Source organism: Vibrio sp. M250220 (assembly GCF_036533795.1).
In the GTDB taxonomy this organism is placed as follows: Bacteria; Pseudomonadota; Gammaproteobacteria; order Enterobacterales; family Vibrionaceae; genus Vibrio.
The window spans coordinates 14,203-32,864 of sequence record NZ_JATABI010000011.1 but is presented as its reverse complement, the minus strand read 5'-3'; the positions used below and the strand labels follow the sequence as shown (position 1 = coordinate 32,864).

Below are 18,662 nucleotides of genomic sequence, written 5' to 3'. Positions count from 1 at the left end.
CGAACCTCATGATTGTCTTGTGATACCCTTGAAAAAGGTATCACAGGCTTTGTCATTCTAGAGACGGTTCGCGTTAATCCAACTCTATCCATGTCGACTTCATTTCGGTGTATTTATCGAGTGCATGAAGTGATTTGTCACGGCCGTTACCGCTCTGTTTATAGCCGCCAAATGGCATTGTCATATCACCGCCATCCCAGTTGTTGACGAATACGGTACCCGCACGAAGTGCTCTTGAGCAGCGTACAGCGGTTGAAATATCGGCAGTCCAGATACCTGCGGCTAGGCCATAATCGCTGTCGTTGGCGAGCTCAATGGCTTCTTCTATCGTGTCGAACGTCGAGACACACAAAACGGGGCCAAAAATTTCTTCTTGGAAAATGCGCATATCACGAGTGACTTCTGTAAAAATCGCTGGTTGGATAAAGTAGCCCCCCGTTTCCTGACGCACTGGCTGACCACCACTGATCAATTTCGCCCCCTCTTGTTGACCGATGTCGACATACTCTAGAACACGTTTGAACTGTGATTCATCGACAATTGCGCCCACACGGGTCGTTTCTGATAGGGGATCGCCTGGTTGCCAATTCTTGACGTTTTCGAGCAGCAGTTCGATGAATTGATCCTTGATGGAAGAATGAACCAATAAACGGGACCCAGCAGTACATACTTCCCCTTGGTTGTAACAAATGGCAGAAACGGCAGTCGCCGCAGCCTTAGCAAGGTTCTTAACATCGTGGTTGACAATATGAGGACTCTTACCACCACACTCCATAAAGGCGCGTTTAAGGTTTGATTGACCTGCAAATGCAAGTAACTTCTTACCAACAGCGGTCGAACCCGTAAAGGTGATGCAGTCGACATCGTTGTGCAGTGCAAGCGCTTGGCCTGCTTCATGTCCAAAGCCTGGTAAGACTTGTAACACGCCATCAGGGATGCCTGCTTTTTTGGCAAGCTCAGCGAGTAAGATCGCCGTCAGTGGCGATTTCTCTGAAGGCTTAATGATGACGGAGTTGCCCGTTGCTAGAGCGGGACCGATTTTCCATGCGGCCATCACTGTCGGGAAGTTCCAAGGAACGATAGCAGCGACGACACCAAGTGCTTCTCTGGTCACGAGAGCGAGCGCGCCTTCTGTTACAGGGGCAACTTCGTCATACATTTTATCAATGGCTTCTGCATTCCATGCAATACAGCGAGCTGTCGCAGGCGCATCGTAACCGATAGCATCACCAATTGGTTTCCCCATGTCCAGTGACTCTAAAAGAGCAAACTGCTGTTGGTGAGCGTCGATTTCGTTAGCATAGTTTAAAAGGATGGCCTTTCTTTCCGCTGGTGCAAGCCCTGCCCATACACGACTTTCGAAAGTTTGGCGTGCAACTGCGACGGCGAGGTCGACATCCTGTTGATCACATCGTGCCACAGAGGCGAGAACACGGCCGGTTGCAGGGTTAATGACCTCAAACGTTTCACCACTTTTTGCGTCTTGTAGCTGTCCATTGATAAACGCCTGAGTCGAAAACTTGATCGTCTCTGCCTTGTTCTGCCAGTACATAGTATCCATATTATTGCCTTATCCTTAAAAGCTTGCTGGTGAATTCGCGCTAATGATGACGCAGTCTTCTTCAGCCGTGTTTCTAAAACGGTGAGGACGGGTGCTATCAAAGTAGTATCCATCCCCTACATGGAGGGTAACGGTATTGAGATCGACGGTCAGCTCAAGTTGGCCTTGAACAACGACACCACACTCTTGTCCTTCGTGAGTGAGCATTTCCTCACCGGTGTCAGCATTCGGTTTGAGAGTTTCTCTCAGCATACCTATATGACGATCACCGTGGAAATGTCCGACTTGTCGATAACTAATTTCTCCTTGGCCAATTTCTGGTTGTTCCTCTTTGCGAGTGTAAAACTGTTCAGGTTGTGGATCGTCTATAGCGAAAAACTCCGCCATAGAGGTTGGTATCTTACTCAGTAACTTGCTCAAAGAGGCGACGGATGGGCTGACCGCGTTATTCTCTATTTGAGAGATGAAGCCATTTGTTACTCCAGCACGCTTTGCCAACTCTCGTTGAGATAATCCGGCTTTCTCGCGTAAAGCTTTAAAACGAGTGCCGATTTCTGTATCCATGATATGAATCCTCCTAAAACATCTATGATTATTAAATTAAACACATTTTGATGTTTATTTCATCACATTCGACCTGTAACGTTTAAAATTTAAACATTGCATGGCGTAAATTTCCACGCTATAGTCGTTTTTGTTAAGTATTTTATAACACACTTTTAACATTATGGTTAGGCGTTTATTAAAAGAAACGCTTTGATCGATATCACAGACAACAAACTCTTAGTCATTGATTGAGGAAATGCACATGCAGGATCTCGCAAAAACACACAACTTAGACGCATTTTGGATGCCGTTTACCGCCAACTCGCAGTTTAAACAATCACCACGGATGATGGTGTCAGCTGAGGGGATGTACTACCGCACAGACGACAACCGAAAAGTGCTCGACGGTACAGCAGGGCTATGGTGTTGTAATGCAGGACATGGACGCAGAGAGATCAGCGAGGCCGTGAGTCAGCAAATCCACAACCTAGATTTTGCGCCGACATTTCAGATGGGCCACCCGTTGCCATTTCAGTTTGCTGAAGAGCTTGCGGAGATAGCGCCAGCAGGGCTGAGCAAAGTCTTTTTTACTAACTCAGGCTCGGAATCCGTTGATACCGCATTGAAAATTGCTTTGGCATACCAACGTACAATTGGTCAAGGGACGCGAACGCGACTGATTGGGCGTGAACGAGGCTATCACGGGGTAGGATTTGGTGGTATTTCCGTGGGGGGAATCGTCAATAACCGCAAAACCTTCGGTAGCCTTCTGACTGGCGTAGACCATCTTCCTCATACTCTCAGTATTGAACACAGTGGGTTTAGCCGTGGTCTGCCAGAATATGATCCGGGTTGGGCAGAAAGCTTGCAAAATATTGTCACGCTTCACGATGCGAGCAATATCGCCGCTGTGATCGTAGAACCAATCGCAGGCTCCACTGGGGTTATCTTGCCGCCAAAAGGCTATTTGAAAAAGCTAAGAGAGATCTGTACCCAGCACGGTATCTTACTCATTTTTGATGAGGTAATTACTGGCTTTGGTCGCCTTGGTAGTCCATTTGCTGCACAAGAATTCGATGTGATTCCAGATATCATCACCAGTGCTAAGGGATTAACCAATGGTGCAATTCCTATGGGCGCAGTATTTGTTCGTGATGAAATCTACGATGCGATGGTAAGCCCAGAGAGTCAGTCGATAGAGTTGTTCCACGGTTACACCTATTCAGGTCATCCAGTGGCTGCCGCAGCGGGATTAGCGACGCTTAATATCTATCGTCAAGAGAGCTTATATACTCGCGCTTCAGAACTTTCCCAATACTGGGAAGATGCAGTGCATAGCCTAAAAGGGCTACCGCATGTTATTGACCTGAGAAACTATGGATTGGTTGCTGGTATTGAGTTATCGAGCATTGCCGGAAAGCCGGGTTCGCGAGCGTTCCAAGTTTTCCAAGCATGTTACGAGAAGGGGGCGTTGATTCGTGTCACAGGGGATATCATTGCCCTGTCGCCACCACTGATTATCGAGAAACACCATATTGATGAACTGTTTAATATCTTAAGTGATGTGCTGAGCACGATTGAATACAAGGAATAATTATGTCGATTTTAGTTTCAAACTTTATAAATGGATCGGTAGTTGAAAGTAAAAGCACTCGTAGCGCGGATCTTTTTAATCCGGCGACGGGAGAGCGACGTGGTCAAGTGCAGCTATCTACAGCCCAAGAAGCTGAAGAGGTGGTTCAAATAGCGAAAAAGGCACAGGTTGAATGGCAAGCGACACCGCCACTCCAGCGTGCGCGAGTGATGTTTAAGTTTAAGCAGCTATTAGAAGACAACGCAGATAGCTTGGCGACCTTGATCACGCAAGAACATGGAAAAGTGCACAGCGATGCACTGGGTGAACTGACTCGAGGTCTCGAAGTTGTTGAGTTCTCATGTGGCATTCCGCACCTGTTGAAAGGTGAACACTCACTTAATGTTGGTCGTGAAATTGACAGTTATTCAATGATGCAGCCAGTGGGTGTTTGTGTTGGTATCACCCCTTTTAATTTCCCAGTTATGGTTCCGCTTTGGATGATTCCGGTCGCGTTGGCTTGCGGTAACAGCTTTATCTTAAAACCGTCAGAAAAAGATCCGAGTGCAGCAATGGTGTTGGCGGATCTTCTCAAACAGGCAGGTCTACCAGACGGTGTATTTAATGTTGTCCAAGGCGACAAAGAAGTCGTTGATGCGCTACTTGAATCACCTGATGTTGCAGCGGTGAGTTTTGTCGGTTCAACGCCGATTGCTGAAGCGATTTATGCAAAAGGTAGTGCAAATGGTAAACGCGTTCAGGCGCTAGGTGGCGCGAAAAACCACTTAGTTGTGATGCCAGATGCTGATTTAGATCAGGCTGTAAACGCGATTATGGGCGCGGCATATGGTGCGGCAGGTGAACGTTGTATGGCAATTTCGGTTGCCGTAGCGGTGGGTGATGAGGTTGCAGATCGCTTAGTCGAAAAACTTAAACAGAAGGTTGAGGCGCTACGCGTTGGCCCAGGTATTGGTGTAACACCTGAAAATGAAATGGGTCCTTTGGTCAGTGAGCCACACAAAAATAAAGTGGTTGACTACATTCAGTCAGGTGTAGATCAAGGCGCGACACTGGTTGTTGATGGGCGTAACTTTGATGCCGGTTCTCCTGGTTACTTCGTCGGTGGTACGCTATTTGACAACGTGACGGAAGACATGACCATCTATAAAGAAGAGATCTTTGGTCCCGTTCTTTCAGTAGTGCGAGCCGATGATTACCAGCATGCCGTTAATATGATTAACCAACATGAGTTTGGAAACGGGACAGCGATCTTTACTCGTGATGGCGATACGGCGAGAAACTTTACAGAACAGATTGAAATTGGCATGGTAGGTGTAAATGTTCCAATTCCAGTGCCAATGGCGTTCCATAGTTTTGGTGGCTGGAAGCGTTCAATCTTTGGACCACTCAACGTTCACGGCAATGATGGCGTACGTTTCTACACACGTATGAAGACTGTGACAGCACGTTGGCCTAGAGGTCAAAGGGATAGTGAATTTGTTATGCCAACCATGAAATAGGTGAACAATGAAGATAGGAATCATTACTTGTGGGCACGTAGCCCCACCGTTGTCAGACCTCCACGGTCAGTACTTCGATATGATTGCCGCTTCTCTCCATGAAGTGAACAATCAGTTTGAGTTTGTTGATTTTGATGCAACTCAGGGGGTGCTGCCGTGCCTTGACGAATGCCACGGTTTTATCATTACAGGTAGTGTTCACAATGCTTATGATGATGATGCTTGGATCCTTGGTCTCATGGAGTGGATTCAACGATGTGAGGCTGTTCGTCGACCATTAGTCGGTATCTGTTTTGGTCATCAGGTTATTGCTAGAGCACTCGGTGGCACCGTGATGAAGTCTGAAAAAGGCTGGGGACTGGGTAGTTACCCTGTCAATGTAAACGCGCAGAAGAAGTGGATGAACCTATCCATGGATAGCGTGCGTATGCTGGTCAGTCATCAGGACCAAGTGGTGATAGTTCCTAAAGGTGTTAAGGTCATCGCAGGTAATGATTTTTGTCCTAATTTTATGCTGGTGAAAGACAACCACATTTTTACTGTGCAAGGGCACCCTGAGTTTAGTAAAGAGTTCACTGGCAAGCTGGTTGAAAAGCGTCGCGAAATCATTGGTACTAAAAAGGCTGATGAAGCTTTGCGTCAACTGGAACAACCACAAGATTCGGCACTGATTCTCCATTGGATTGATTCGTTCCTAACCATGGCGGAGCAAGCAGAGCGGACTCATAAGCTGCATAAAGTGCTATAACTTTACGTCTTAGTGGTAACCTAAAAACCTATCAACTTTCGGAGTTGGTAGGTTTTTTGTTTTACTGACACTTTGTAGGTATTGGTTGTCCCAAGAAATTATTGGAAATGGTTGATTCTGAGCTGACTTATTGGGAATCTGCGCTCAGGCGCGGAGTGACACCTCAGTTCGATGAGATTCGTCGTTTTGGCAAGATGTGTACAAGCGTCAAAAGGGGTCTTAGCCGAAATGGGCTAATATAATTTACCTTCTCCCTTTAGAACTGCTCTGCTGTAAACTAACTTTAAGGTTAGTAAGGGCAAGATAGGGAGCATTCACAATGCGACGACTGGTGTGCGTTATTTTCGCGTATCTTGTGTTCTTTAGTGTGAGTTTCGCTGAAGACGATCTACGTGAAATATCTTTCTATACCGAATCCTACCCGCCAGCAAATTTCATAAAAGACGGCCAGGTAACGGGTTATTCGATCGACATTCTTTTGGCCGCAAGCGAACTGGTTGGAGAGCCGATAGAACTTAGTCAGGTGACGCTACAACCTTGGGCGCGCTCTTATCGGACGGTTTTAACGAACAAAGACTCAATCCTTTTCTCAACCACGCGCTCTGAACATCGAGAGAATCTTTTTAAGTGGGTTGGGCCAATTCTTGATATCAAAGTTGTGGTGCTAGCGCGCAAAGATTCAAATATAAAGATTAATTCGCCTATGGATATGGCCAATTACCGAATTGGTGTCATTCGTGATGATATCGGAGAACAGAGCCTGCTTTCACTTGGTATTCCTCGCAACTCAATGCAAGAAGCCTCCTACGTCACTGTGTTGGCGGAACAGTTGATGAAAAAGCGCATCGATCTGTTTGTCTATGCTGAGCGAGCGGCGTATTGGTGGACAAGGCAAGCCAAAGTTGACCCAGATCTGTTTGAACCTGTATATGTCGTGAGTGAAGGTGAAGTCTATTTCGCAATTAACCGAGACACAGACGACGCGATCGTCGAAAAATTGCAAAAAGGGCTCGACATGCTCAAGGAGAAGGACGCGGCAGGACGTAGTCAATATCAAGATATTGTTGATAAATACTAGCTACGAGAAAAAGTAAAAAGGGCACCTGAATGATGCCCTTACTGCTTATACTTTTGCTTTCTTGACAAAATAGGGGTTATCAAACTTCTTCGCAGGGCCAATTTCAGAAACGACCAGTTTATTCCATAGCTGGACATCAAACTCACCTTTAGGGATTGAGGGATAAAGCGTTTCTACCTCTTCCATTGCAAAGCGAAGAAATTGTTTTTTCTTTATTTGATTGTACTTTCGTGCGACGCGGTTGTGTTTTGAAATCCACTCTTGCTTGAACGCGATGATACCAGGTTCTGCCTGCTCTAAAGGAACACGAGACAGATAAACTCGTTTGTAGGACACCTTTCTATCCAGCATGGTACGCATCGCCGTTTGAATATATTTCCCGTGATGCGTCACTGAAATATCACTATTGTCGAATAATTGAACGCTCCAGCCCGTTGGGAAAAAATCAGGTTTACGGTACTGCTTGTTCCGCACTTCGATTGCTTGGTGCATGACAATATCTGACGTGCCATTAAAGGTTTGTTGCCATTTTCCAATGCGGATCTGCACTGCTGTGGGCAATCGATAAATATTGGTAAATTTATCCTGTTCCATACTTTTATACACTAATTAGCGTCGATGATACAAAAAACAAGTAAAGTGAGGGGCGAGAGAGCCGCCTTGGGTTCAGCGCCGTAGGTTAACCGCCTTAGTGTAGTGAAAAGCGTGCTTTCCTGCTAGTGGCCTAGGTCAATATTTGGTTAGAGTGTGACGGCTTAGGCTAGCGTTGATAGCAACAAATGTTGCTTGCTAATTTTGTTTGCGGGCATGAATAACAAAAGCCCTTACCAGCGGATAAGGGCTTAAGTGATGTTTAATCGTAGATAGTCGGGATTGGTTGGCGCTTATGCTGAGTTACCGTGTAGATATGAATTAGACGCTCAGTCACCTCTGGAGAGACAGGCTTTCCTTCGAGGAAATCATCGATTTGATCGTAAGTTAGGTTTAAAGCATCTTCGTCAGCTTTTTGAGGCGCAAGTTCTTCCAAGTCTGCCGTTGGAACTTTTTTCACTAGAAGTTCAGGGGCACCCAGTGTCTCAGCGACTTCTCGAACTTGACGCTTGCTTAGGCCGAATAGCGGAGCCATATCACACGCGCCATCGCCAAACTTAGTGTAGAAACCGGTGATGTTTTCTGCTGAGTGATCCGTGCCGATAACCAAGCCACCGACGTAACCTGCGATTTCGTATTGTGCCACCATGCGAGCGCGAGCCTTGACATTCCCTTTGACAAAGTCAATTTTTGCTTTGTCTTGCGGTAGAAGCCCAGTGCCTTCAAGTGCGGTGTGGCTTGCAGCGTGTAATCCGTCAACACCTGATTTGATATTGACTGAAACAGAATGTGTCGGTTGGATAAACTGGAGAGCTAACTGAGCTTCGTCTTCATCTTTTTGCTCGCCGTAAGGTAAGCGAACGGCGATAAACTGATAGCCACCGTTGGATTCTTCGTTAAGCTGGTCAACAGCGATCTGAGCTAGACGACCGCAAGTCGTGGAGTCTACGCCACCACTAATGCCAAGAACGAGGGATTTACAACCCGCCTCTTGGAGCTTTTTTTTGATAAAGTCGACGCGGCGGTTGATTTCAAAGTGAGGGTCGATTGACGGCAGAACGCGCATTTCATCGCGAATCAACAGTTCCATTATGTTTCCTTCCTGCAAGCAATGTAGTTTAAAATTTTGTGGTAATCCTGATAGCCTTAACAGGTCTATCTCAGCAAGACTTATCTCAACTGAAGTGGACGTGTTAAAGTCACCTTGCTATATCATACCTCAATCAAAGAATTAGAAAACTGTGATCACAGTTTTCGCCACAGAGTGAAGAACAAAATGAGCAAAATTGCAGTATTTGGAAGTGCTTTTAATCCGCCTAGTTTAGGGCACAAAAGTGTTATTGAGTCATTAGGCCACTTTGACAAGGTTTTGCTGTTGCCAAGTATTGCTCATGCTTGGGGAAAACAGATGCTGGATTATTCAGTCAGATGTGAGCTGGTGGGTTTGTTTATAGAGGATTTGTCGGCCTCTAACGTTGAGTGTTCGACAATCGAAGAAACATTATATAAACCGGATGCCAGTGTTACGACCTTCGCTGTACTTGAAGCGCTACAAGCTCAGTATCCGGACAGTCAACTGACCTTTGTTATGGGGCCTGATAACCTGTTCAACTTCGCCAAATTCTATAATGCGCAAGATATAGTAACTCGTTGGTCGTTACTGAGTTGCCCAGAAACCGTCCAAGTAAGAAGTACAGATATTCGTCAGGCTCTGAGTGAAAAACGGGATATTTCTAACCTGACGACTGAAAAAGTGTGTCGCAGATTAGCCGAAATGGAGTATTATTAAACGGGCTGTCGTGCGATATATAAGAGGTGTGAATGTCAAAGCTCGGACTTATAGCGTTGACGTTATTTTCGTCATCTGCATTGGCTGGATGCGAGATCTACTCCTCGACTCAATCAGTCATGTTTGGTAAAACACAGGGGCTTTGTGTCTCCTTACTCCAAGATATTGAATATACGACAAAATCGCTTGACTCATTCAATGATCTAACCACCAGTGATAACCAAGATTACAGTGAATATTGGGCGGATTGGAGTATGAGTGAAGAGGTTAACCCGATCTTGAGCCGCAGTTTGGCCTCTAACTATGTCGGTATCGGAGTATGGGTACCCAGTGAACTCGAGCAACAGTTAGAGTCTATGAGTGCCGAAGAGTGGCTAAAAAGTCACGGATTGTTACTGAGCTTTGGATTTGGTGACATGAATTCAGGTAAACCAAGAATGAGGCTCGATTATCGCTGGCACGAAAAATACGATGGCGATGTCGTTATGCAAGTCGAGTTGCCCTTCTAACACCGATAACACTTCACCGCCAACATTACTAGCCGTTTGACACTTGCTGCTGTTCGCTACGTTCAAAGTTTTTGCTAACCAGTACCTCTGGTGTTTCAGGACGCGAAAAATAGTATCCTTGAATGAGCGGACACCCCATCGCCGTCAACTTGTCCAACGCTTCTTGATCTTCTACCCCTTCAGCCACGAGCGATACGCCAAGCTGGTTAGCAAGCTGAACGATCAACCACACAACCCGTTCCGCAGTCTCGTTAGTTAGCATGTTCTTGATGAAGGTCGCGTCAATTTTGATGCAGTCGATAGGATAACTGTGAATATAGTTAAGGCTCGAATAGCCAGTGCCGAAATCATCTAACGCGACCTTAAACCCGAGTACACGCAGCTTATTGAGGATCTCTTTCACTTCTTCCGTCTGTGAGAGCAGCACGGTTTCAGTTAGCTCAATCGTAAAATCTTGTGGCGCAAAGTCATACTTACGAATGGTTGTAAGTATGTGCTGAAGATAACGAGTCGAGTTGTTGAGCTCATGCGCTGAACAGTTAATCCCCAACTTGACGTTATGGCCTAATCCCTGTTCCAGCTTTTGTTTTGCTTGGCATGCTAGTTCGACTATTCGCTCACCAAGTTCCACAATTAATCCTGACTGTTCGGCTGCTTCAATAAACTCGATCGGATATATTGGGCCGAGTGTTTTACTTTGCCAACGAGCCAGAATTTCAAAGTAGTCCCATTGGCTACTGCGCAAATCGACTATCGGTTGAGCGACAACATAGATCTCGCTCTGGCTGAGGCATTTTATCTCCAGTTCTTGACGAAGGGCATCGATCACTAAAGCGCGGCGATAATATTGAGCGCTCAAATGAGTATCGTAGCATTGAATATGGGTATGACGAGATTGTTTACAGTCTTTCAGAGCCAAGCTTGCATTAAGGATTATCTGATCTGAGCTAATGTTGTGCCCGTTGTTTCTTGCCAGACCGATGCTGACACTGAACTTGATGTTGTGCGCTGGATCTTTGTAGCCTTTCTCTAAATTTTCAATCAGAGCGTAACACAGTTCGAAAGGATCACCGGACAGCGTGATAAAAGCAAATTCATCACCGGAAATACGAAATGCGAGTTGCTTGTCTTTGATGGTTTCTTTGATGGTATTGGCAACAAATTTAATTATCTGATCACCAATATAGTTACCATACAAGTCATTGATTGATTTGAAATTATCAATATCAATATAGGCTAGAGTAAAAGGTTCATTTTGCAGTTCATTTAGTCGTTCTAGTTTATCCGACAGAAAGCTACGGTTGAGAAGCCCAGTAAGATTGTCATGGGACACTTCGTAGCTCAGTTGCTCGACCAGTGTATCTGAACGAGCTGACAGCCATTTCGATCTCAAGCTATGAGCGATAAGGTTGCCAAACAGCTTATGGTAATAAATGAGTTCATCACACTGGTTGCTATCTAGCGCGGTTGTGTAGGTGGACAGCAAAACACCCAGCACTTCACCGTTATGCGTCTTGAGCGGTACGGCAATGTAAGCCTCTATGCCGTACTGCTCTTGAGGATTTGCTTCATGGGCGTTACTTGCACATACGATGGAATCCTGCTCGGTTTTGGTGATTAAGGTACAGGTCGCTCGTGTCAGAGGTGAGGTGTAGTTCTCACGTAGTAACCGCTGATCACTTGAAGAAGCGAGCAAAGTGGGCTTTGAGGTAAATGGGTCTAGCTCGATCACACATGTACACAATGATGATGAGATACGACTCAGCTCAGACGTGGTTTTGTTGAGCAGATCTATCCCATCTAAACGTAACGTGTCATTTAGAGTCTCAACGCTCAGCGGAGCATGTTGATATATTGTCCTAACCATAACGTAGTAACTCACTCTTATTGTGAACTTTGCCACTTATTTATTGATCGGGGTTACAAACTAAATATGGTATGAGATGCATACTATTGCAAATGAATAATCCAAATGACGTGCGTTTGGAGCTAACTTATTGACCTTTAGATAATCTTTCTTTCAAATAATCGAGAAACAGCTTAGTTCTTGTGTGCTGATAGTCCAGTTTCGGATAGTAAGCATAGACAGTTGCCTCATCAGCAGTGATGTCTGGAAGAATCCGCTCTATGCTCAAAGTGCGGTGGCTTTAAAACTCAGTGAGTTGCTCTATCTCTCCAATTATTTCCACTTTGGAACCAATCACTTTCCAATTCGCTATATTATCATTTGATAGTGGCCAATTTAAACTGATTTGAACCCACCCAAGCCGATGTTCAACTCTTAGTGACACTTTTCCTACTCGGTTTTGGGGCTTCTCAACTGTTTTACGGACCACTGTCGGATGCTATTGGGCGACGACCTGTTTTTATCATGGGTCAAGGCGTATATCTGGTTGGTACTGCGATATGTCTGACTTTCTCTCATCATCTCCATTTGCTCATATTGGGAAGGTTGTTGCAAGGTTTAGGTGCCGGAAGTGCATCTGTGTTAGGTCGGAGTGTATTAAGAGATAGCTACGAAGGTGCACAGCTTACCAAAGCGTTGTCCTATATTTCCATTACGGCTTCTATTATGCCTATTATTGGGCCATTTACTCTTTGCGGTGGCAATGGGAGCGGTGTTGATCGCGTCGAGAAAAGTGCCGTTAGTTCAGCAAGAGTTTGCTTGATAGATACTTGGGTATACAATGCCGGCAAACTCCTATCCAGAGAAGATGATCATGGAACACAAAGAATTTGAAGTATTGGTAAAAGCACTGTGTGAAAAAGAGACGCTACCGCAAGCATTAGAAATGCTAAAAGCTTGTGATGATAGTGAAGTCGCAGAAGCTGCGGAATCATTGACAGGTCAGTTTGCTCTAGCTGAGGTGGAAGGTGCTAAGCGAATTTACCATGTAACAGTGCAAACCAACGAGCAGGGTGAAGAACAAGAGTTTGTTGAGCACGTGATGGATGAAGGTGATGATGTTATCCGTTTTGTGGCGTGGTTCTTTGACATTATGTTTGATGTGAAACGTAAAGACACGTACCTAATGGCGGGTAAAACATACCAACAGCCAAAGCGTTCTTAACTAAGACTTTAATGTGATCTAGGTCTTGTTTTTATTTTGTTTGTGATTAAAATCACACTCTTTATAACTGAGGAGAGACTCATGAATCACGAATTAGGCAACGCATATCTAGGTCAGATGATCGCAAAGCAAGCCATGCACGATGCACTTTATGGCAAGCCTAAAGCGAAGAAAACGTCATTCATCAAACGCATGATGAAAAAGATGGCCAAATAATCGCTGGCGTGAAATGGATTTTACAGTGGGTGAGGGGAGCGAGAGCTTTCTTCTCACTGACTAACACAAAGCCCTACCTTACTAGGTAGGGCTTTGTTGTAGATAACGAATATTATAAGGCGATGACGTTGTCAGGTACAGTATGGAGCCCTTTTTCTTCTAACCACGCTCCTAAGTTGTCTGAGCCACCGATGTAGTTGCCTTCAAGCCAGATTTGAGGCACGGTAACCGGCGTTTTTTCGCCGATAATCGCTTTGACTTCGGGGATCATTCGGTAGAGTGCTGCGCTGTCTTTTACCACGTCGAAATAGTGGTAATCGATGCCTGCATCCTCAAGCATTTTCTTAGCTTTCACACAGTAAGGACAGGTCGCTTTGCCATAAACGATATTGCCTTTAAGGGTATCTCGCTTAGTCCATTCCTGAATCACGGATTGAATCAAAACACCTCGATTCAAAGCTTCGCCTTGGCTGACCACCTTACCTTCCACCATTAAAATGGGTGCGTGCCATGCCCCAACTTTGAGCGGTTCCCACCAGTGCGATAACCAATCTTTAATCTCAAGTGTTACTGGTACACCTGCCAACTCATTCTCAAACGTGTCGGTAAGAATATCTTTCGTCAAGGTGCATTCACCACAGGGGATGTTGACCTTAAATGGCCCCCAGCTACCCGCCCAGCGATAGAGTGTCAATTTGATTGGTTCTGTCATAAAGGTGTCTCTCATTTATTCCTATGACTGATAAGAACGGCCAAGTTCGACATTTCTTTCAGCGAGCTGATTTTTTGGTTTCCCAACGAGTAATAAACGCGACCGATGCAATGATAATGGCTGCACCAAGCCAAAGTCGGCCCGGTGGCACCCAACTGAACACTAGCCATCCCGCCAAGACGTTGAGCGGCAACTTAGCATGATCAAACGGCTGAACAAACGAGGCATCGGCAACCGAATACGCTTTAACAATAGCCCATTGAGCAAGAGCAGTCATTGCACCTGCGGCGATTAAAACCAGCCAGATCGTGCCACCAACGGGCGTTTGCCAGTCTGGAAGCGCGAGCAAAATGTTGAATGGAGTAATCAGGACTAGTAAGTAGACCACCATAGTAGAAGGTGAGTCGTCAGAAGAGAGCTTTTTCACCATTAGTGAGTAGCACGCCCAGAAGAAGGCGGCACCAACAGGCAGCAGTGTTGCCCAACTGAAATCATCGGCCCAAGGCTCCAGAATGATCATGGCACCAACAAAGCCAGTTAACGTCGCTCCCCATCGAGCAACGCCAACCTTTTCTTTCAAGAATAAGCCTGAACCAACGGTTGCAAAAAGAGGTGAGGTCATCAACAGTGCGATGCCTTGCCAAATAGGCACAGGATAGGCTAATGCCCACAGCCATAGCTGGATACCAATCACCGACAAAAACACACGGAAGATATGCATCCCAAGATTCTGGGTTCGCAGCGACCGACGAATGCCTAGCGTTTTAAGATAAGGGAGAATAACGACCAAAGCGATGGCGTATTGAATCAACGCAACGGTGGTAGAAGAGAGACCAAAATTAATACTGGCAATCTGAGCTAAGCTGTTGACGATAGCAAACGCTAGGCCTGCTGTTAGCATCCAGCTTGCCCCTTGAATAGGGTGGTGGTTGTGGGTGGTCATGATATAACTATCTGAAAAATTGATAGGCTGAATCATACGACTTTCTAAGCGTAAGATCATCTGCGGAATGCGTATGATGGTGCAAGTTCATCGATGTTTCAGCCCGTTTTGATGTCGTTACGATTTCTTGTTTAGCGTATAGACGGAAAAGACCACCAGCACCAGACCAATCGCATGCCAAGGGGTAAAGAGTTCATCGAGAACGACAACCGCGAGGCCTGCGGTAACGGCAGGGCCAATGTTGCTGGTCAGGCTTAAGCTTGTTGGCGTTAAACGTGCCATGGCCGCGGCAATCAAATAAGACGGTAGCACGGTACAGAATATACCGAGAATAATACCTGTTGTGATGAGCTCTTGTGACCATTGGGTTACTTCACTACCACTCAACAGCAGGTGGAGAATAATGGCAAGCCCTGCGCAACCCATACCGATACTGGTAAAGAGAGAACTTCCTAGCTGAGTAATAAGAGGCTTACTCCATACTAGGTAGAAGGCGAATACCAGTGCCGAACTAATCGCAAGCGCGCTCCCCAGTACGACGGAATGACCCACCGTACTGAAATCATGGACAACAATAACACTGATCCCTGCGTAGCCAGTTACAGCAGAAAGAACAACATTACGATGTGGCTTCTGCCCATATAGACACCAGCTAATTAGAACGACAAAAGTAGGGAAAAGAAAGATAAGCAATCGTTCTAATTGCGCAGAAATAAATTCAAGTGACGAGATATCTAGAAAGCTCGCTAGGTAGTAGCCCATCACGCCAATTAACGCGGCTTTGGCTCCGTGTTGTTTTACTTTTATCCGATTTCCAGCACTGCGACATAAGAGCACCAGCGTAACCAGATAGAGAGGCAGAGAGCTGAATGCACGGAGCGACATAATTGACGTCGCATCGCCGCCATATTGGTAGGCAATTTTGATCAGGATGGGTTTGATAGAAAATAGTATACATCCGGCGAGCGCCAACAGAATTCCGCTCTGAGATAGAGAGTCGGGGACGGTAGTTTGCGTTTGTTCAGTCATGTTGCTCGTATCCTTGCTGAGTGATTTTAGGGCTACGAGAAAGTGGAGTTCTGGCTACGTTTCTCGCAGCCAGATATAGTGATACCTACCGGCTACTGGCATTAGGGAGAAGAAGCCAAAGGTAAGTAAACACGAATTTCATAATCGATCCTTAGTGGTGATTATTTAGACTATCTAGGTTGATTACAGAATGCAAACTTTTATCACTGAGTCACGGCACGTTGCTCTAACTGATTGAGTACTTTATGGAACATCATCCATGCACAGATGCCAGCGAGAATATTGCCACCAAAGGCTCCCCAGAAAAGTCCTTCGATCCCTCCGAGTTGCGCTCCGAGCCACAAACACGGTAGGAAAAAGGCAAATAACCTAAGCGCAGAAATCGTCAACGCGGTGTAAGAACGACCAAGTGCGTTGGAGATGGACACCATCAGCATACAGATCCCTAAAGGCCCAAGACTAAAGGGAACGATCATTAGGTGGTAATTAAGAATGCTCTCTACTGCGGAGTCGCTGGTCATCAGTTGTGCTAAAAACAGCGATGCGAATAGCGTGATGACAGCGATAAGCAATTGGAAACTGATAACAAACTTAGATGCAATAGCAACCAGTTTGCGAATGTCGGCGAGATTGTTGGCTCCCAGCAACTTGCCGACCATAGGGGGCATAGACATGGTGAGCGCCAAGACCGAAACGATGGCAAAGAACTCAAAGCGTGAACCTAACGCCCAAGCGGCGACCGCTGCTGTACCATAGCTTGCAAGTAGCTTGGTTGCGAGCATCGATGAGAGAGGTGGAAGCAGTTGACTGATCATCGCAGGCCCCATGATGTGGCCGATTGAGCGGACACTTTTAGCAACATCGAGATCTCTCCAGTCGAAGCTCAGCCACTGTTTAGCGGCAACTTTTGGTGCGACGACCACTAGACCGATACCAAATGCCACAATGGTTGCGATAGCCGCACCATCAATACCGAGATCTAACGTAAAGATGAAAATTGGATCTAGGATCAGGTTGAGCAAACTGGTGACCATCATCATGGTGCCTGGGAGCATGGTGTTTCCGTTGGCTCGGCAAAGACTGTAGAAGAAGTAGAGTACTGCACCCGTCCAAGAGCTTACCAACCAGTAGATCCAATAGCTATCAATGATAGGTAATACACTTTCAGGGGCACTGAGTAACGCTAAAATGGGCTCTCGGAGTAGATAGGTCATCACTGAAAACACGGCGACACCAACACTACCGATGACGATGACTAATCCACCAAGTTGTTTGGCGTATTTTGGCTGGCTAGCGCCAATTGCTTTGGCGATAACGGCAGTGGTTGCGATACCTAGACCAACTTGAATACCAATAATGACCATTTGCAGTGGAAGTGTGAAACCTTGCGCCGCCAGTGGCAGAATACCGAGCTGACCGATGAACGCACTGTCTACTAGCTGAAAGCTCATAATCGACAGCACACCGAACAGCATTGGCCACGTCATTTTAAATAGCTGTTGCCCAAGAGAAGGGGATGAATCAAGAGTTTTTGCAGTCATAGCCAAGCCGTTGTGTTAGGTTTTTATAACGAATCTAAAGATAAACCGAGGCGATAGACCTCGGTTTGATTTGTTGTTTTTAATACATCGTTACTTACCAGACAAAATTCAAGGGTAAGTGTGATTTATTTCACTTTGTTGCTATCGTTCAATTGCGTGTTGTTTCGTTTGATTGAGACAAGACAGACTCGAGTTCGTCAAGATGCTCTACGATCAGTGAAGCGTGTGCGCCAAATGGAGACGTTTTGCCGTGAGTGACAAGACACGAAGGCATATCAGCATTGTAGGCCGCCTGAAGATCGTAGAGATAATCACCCACATAGAGAATTTCATGGCGTTCAAGTTGCCATTCATCGGCTAAAGCGATCAGTGACTCTGGATTCGGTTTGGGCGGAAAGTGTTCGCGGGTGATCAGTCGAGAGATATTGAGCTGGTTATGCTTGATTTTGATTTGAGCGGCCTGAGCACAATTTCGAGTAATGATAGCGGTATAAAGTTGATTGTTGTGAATGAATTCGATGAGGGACTGACTGCCAGGCATTGGCTGTGATTGCTGCGCGTCTTCAAGCTCATGTTGCAGGATGAGTGCGTGCGCATTGGCGTAAGCGTTGGCACATTCAAGTTGATCAACATAAGAGAGCAAGTCGGTATCTGAAGGACAACCAATTTGCTCTCTTAACCAGAAGAAATCCATGTCTGAGCTTACCAAGGTATTATCTAAATCAAACACAATGGCTTTGATATGCCGAATGTTCAATGGTTTGCATGACATGGAACCTTCCTTATTTACGCGAACTCTTTCTCTAAGTAAGCAACGATATCTGATGATTCATACATCCATTGTACGTCACCGTCTTTTTCAATTCTTAGGCAAGGAACTTTCACTTTTCCACCCCCTGCTTCTAATTCTGCGCGGTGTGTTTGATCATTCTTTGCATCACGTAATTCAAACTTAACGGATTGACGCTTCATCGCTCGACGTACTTTGACACAAAACGGACACGCTTCGAATTGGTATAGAGCCAATGATTGAGCTCTCTGATCGACCGCTTGCTGTTGTTCAGCATCACGCTTTATGCCTTTTGGTGAAAAAACAAAGTTGAGCAGCAGGATCACACGTCCTAAAAACCAGCGGATAAACTTCATAACAATCCTATTTGATGAACATTATATTATTGGCAGATGACTTTTTCGTTGCGTATTGTAACTGAGATGTAATCAATGTTGAATCTTAA

General features: G+C 45.7%; 19 protein-coding genes and 2 pseudogenes. 9 read left to right on the top strand and 12 right to left on the bottom strand.

What is annotated here, in order from left to right; translation table 11 throughout:
- Nucleotides 1-73 precede the first annotated feature (73 nt).
- Together QTN94_RS06260 and QTN94_RS06255 are read right to left on the bottom strand one after the other, a co-directional pair.
- Nucleotides 74-1,561: an aldehyde dehydrogenase gene (locus tag QTN94_RS06260; RefSeq protein ID WP_331427207.1), complete on the bottom strand. Its 1,488-nt coding sequence runs from the start codon at nt 1,559-1,561 to the stop codon at nt 74-76.
- A gap of 15 nt (nt 1,562-1,576) precedes the next feature.
- Nucleotides 1,577-2,125, bottom strand: a complete 549-nt coding sequence (locus QTN94_RS06255) for a cupin domain-containing protein (protein WP_269375072.1) — start codon at nt 2,123-2,125, stop codon at nt 1,577-1,579.
- Between the two features lie 244 nt (nt 2,126-2,369).
- On the opposite strand from QTN94_RS06255, the gene QTN94_RS06250 reads away from it, so the two are divergent.
- The 4 genes from QTN94_RS06250 to QTN94_RS06235 all read left to right on the top strand — a co-directional run bounded on the left by QTN94_RS06250 (nt 2,370) and on the right by QTN94_RS06235 (nt 7,026).
- Complete coding sequence (locus QTN94_RS06250) at nt 2,370-3,701, top strand: aspartate aminotransferase family protein (protein ID WP_331427206.1); 1,332 nt, start codon at nt 2,370-2,372, stop codon at nt 3,699-3,701.
- 2 nt (nt 3,702-3,703) lie between these two features.
- On the top strand, nt 3,704-5,200 hold the full coding sequence (locus QTN94_RS06245; RefSeq protein WP_138970548.1) for a CoA-acylating methylmalonate-semialdehyde dehydrogenase: 1,497 nt from the start codon (nt 3,704-3,706) through the stop codon (nt 5,198-5,200).
- A gap of 7 nt (nt 5,201-5,207) precedes the next feature.
- Nucleotides 5,208-5,948: a type 1 glutamine amidotransferase gene (locus tag QTN94_RS06240; RefSeq protein WP_331427205.1), complete on the top strand. Its 741-nt coding sequence runs from the start codon at nt 5,208-5,210 to the stop codon at nt 5,946-5,948.
- Nucleotides 5,949-6,267: 319 nt separating this feature from the next.
- Nucleotides 6,268-7,026, top strand: a complete 759-nt coding sequence (locus QTN94_RS06235; protein WP_331417422.1) for a substrate-binding periplasmic protein — start codon at nt 6,268-6,270, stop codon at nt 7,024-7,026.
- Between the two features lie 45 nt (nt 7,027-7,071).
- Here the strand turns inward: QTN94_RS06235 and QTN94_RS06230 are convergent, their stop codons facing one another.
- On the bottom strand, nt 7,072-7,620 hold the full coding sequence (locus QTN94_RS06230; protein ID WP_331427204.1) for an MSHA operon transcriptional regulator: 549 nt from the start codon (nt 7,618-7,620) through the stop codon (nt 7,072-7,074).
- Between the two features lie 259 nt (nt 7,621-7,879).
- Entirely contained in the window at nt 7,880-8,707 is an 828-nt protein-coding gene (nadE, locus tag QTN94_RS06225) for an ammonia-dependent NAD(+) synthetase (RefSeq protein ID WP_331427203.1), read from the bottom strand.
- A gap of 186 nt (nt 8,708-8,893) precedes the next feature.
- Between nadE and QTN94_RS06220 the strand changes: the two genes are divergently transcribed.
- Together QTN94_RS06220 and QTN94_RS06215 are read left to right on the top strand one after the other, a co-directional pair.
- Nucleotides 8,894-9,406 carry a nicotinate-nicotinamide nucleotide adenylyltransferase gene (locus QTN94_RS06220; RefSeq protein ID WP_331427202.1) on the top strand — a complete coding sequence of 171 codons (513 nt, stop codon included), beginning with the start codon at nt 8,894-8,896 and terminating at the stop codon, nt 9,404-9,406.
- A gap of 32 nt (nt 9,407-9,438) precedes the next feature.
- Nucleotides 9,439-9,915, top strand: a complete 477-nt coding sequence (locus tag QTN94_RS06215; RefSeq protein ID WP_331427201.1) for a hypothetical protein — start codon at nt 9,439-9,441, stop codon at nt 9,913-9,915.
- Between the two features lie 28 nt (nt 9,916-9,943).
- On the opposite strand, the gene QTN94_RS06210 is transcribed toward QTN94_RS06215, so the two are convergent.
- Together QTN94_RS06210 and QTN94_RS06205 are read right to left on the bottom strand one after the other, a co-directional pair.
- Nucleotides 9,944-11,782, bottom strand: coding sequence for a putative bifunctional diguanylate cyclase/phosphodiesterase (locus QTN94_RS06210; RefSeq protein WP_331427200.1), 1,839 nt, complete (start codon nt 11,780-11,782; stop codon nt 9,944-9,946).
- 127 nt (nt 11,783-11,909) lie between these two features.
- Nucleotides 11,910-12,038: pseudogene (locus QTN94_RS06205) on the bottom strand (LysR family transcriptional regulator); the annotation flags it as partial.
- 137 nt (nt 12,039-12,175) lie between these two features.
- On the opposite strand from QTN94_RS06205, the pseudogene QTN94_RS06200 reads away from it, so the two are divergent.
- From QTN94_RS06200 to QTN94_RS06190, 3 genes and pseudogenes are all read left to right on the top strand, one after another.
- Nucleotides 12,176-12,505: pseudogene (locus QTN94_RS06200) on the top strand (MFS transporter); the annotation flags it as partial.
- Between the two features lie 130 nt (nt 12,506-12,635).
- Entirely contained in the window at nt 12,636-12,986 is a 351-nt protein-coding gene (locus QTN94_RS06195) for a hypothetical protein (protein ID WP_269375061.1), read from the top strand.
- An 81-nt stretch (nt 12,987-13,067) separates the two neighbouring features.
- Nucleotides 13,068-13,202, top strand: coding sequence for a hypothetical protein (locus tag QTN94_RS06190; RefSeq protein WP_269375060.1), 135 nt, complete (start codon nt 13,068-13,070; stop codon nt 13,200-13,202).
- 112 nt (nt 13,203-13,314) lie between these two features.
- Here QTN94_RS06190 and QTN94_RS06185 read toward each other — a convergent pair whose 3' ends face one another.
- The 6 genes from QTN94_RS06185 to QTN94_RS06160 form a co-directional block, all read right to left on the bottom strand.
- Complete coding sequence (locus tag QTN94_RS06185; RefSeq protein ID WP_331417428.1) at nt 13,315-13,914, bottom strand: glutaredoxin domain-containing protein; 600 nt, start codon at nt 13,912-13,914, stop codon at nt 13,315-13,317.
- Between the two features lie 58 nt (nt 13,915-13,972).
- A complete protein-coding gene (locus tag QTN94_RS06180) occupies nt 13,973-14,857 on the bottom strand; it encodes a DMT family transporter (protein ID WP_331427199.1) in 885 nt (294 codons plus the stop codon).
- A 117-nt stretch (nt 14,858-14,974) separates the two neighbouring features.
- On the bottom strand, nt 14,975-15,886 hold the full coding sequence (locus QTN94_RS06175; RefSeq protein ID WP_138970537.1) for a DMT family transporter: 912 nt from the start codon (nt 15,884-15,886) through the stop codon (nt 14,975-14,977).
- 203 nt (nt 15,887-16,089) lie between these two features.
- A complete protein-coding gene (locus tag QTN94_RS06170; protein ID WP_331427198.1) occupies nt 16,090-17,427 on the bottom strand; it encodes an MATE family efflux transporter in 1,338 nt (445 codons plus the stop codon).
- A 148-nt stretch (nt 17,428-17,575) separates the two neighbouring features.
- Complete coding sequence (locus QTN94_RS06165) at nt 17,576-18,199, bottom strand: HAD family hydrolase (protein WP_331427197.1); 624 nt, start codon at nt 18,197-18,199, stop codon at nt 17,576-17,578.
- A gap of 14 nt (nt 18,200-18,213) precedes the next feature.
- Nucleotides 18,214-18,573, bottom strand: a complete 360-nt coding sequence (locus QTN94_RS06160; RefSeq protein WP_331427196.1) for a glutaredoxin family protein — start codon at nt 18,571-18,573, stop codon at nt 18,214-18,216.
- Between the last annotated feature and the right edge of the window lie 89 nt (nt 18,574-18,662).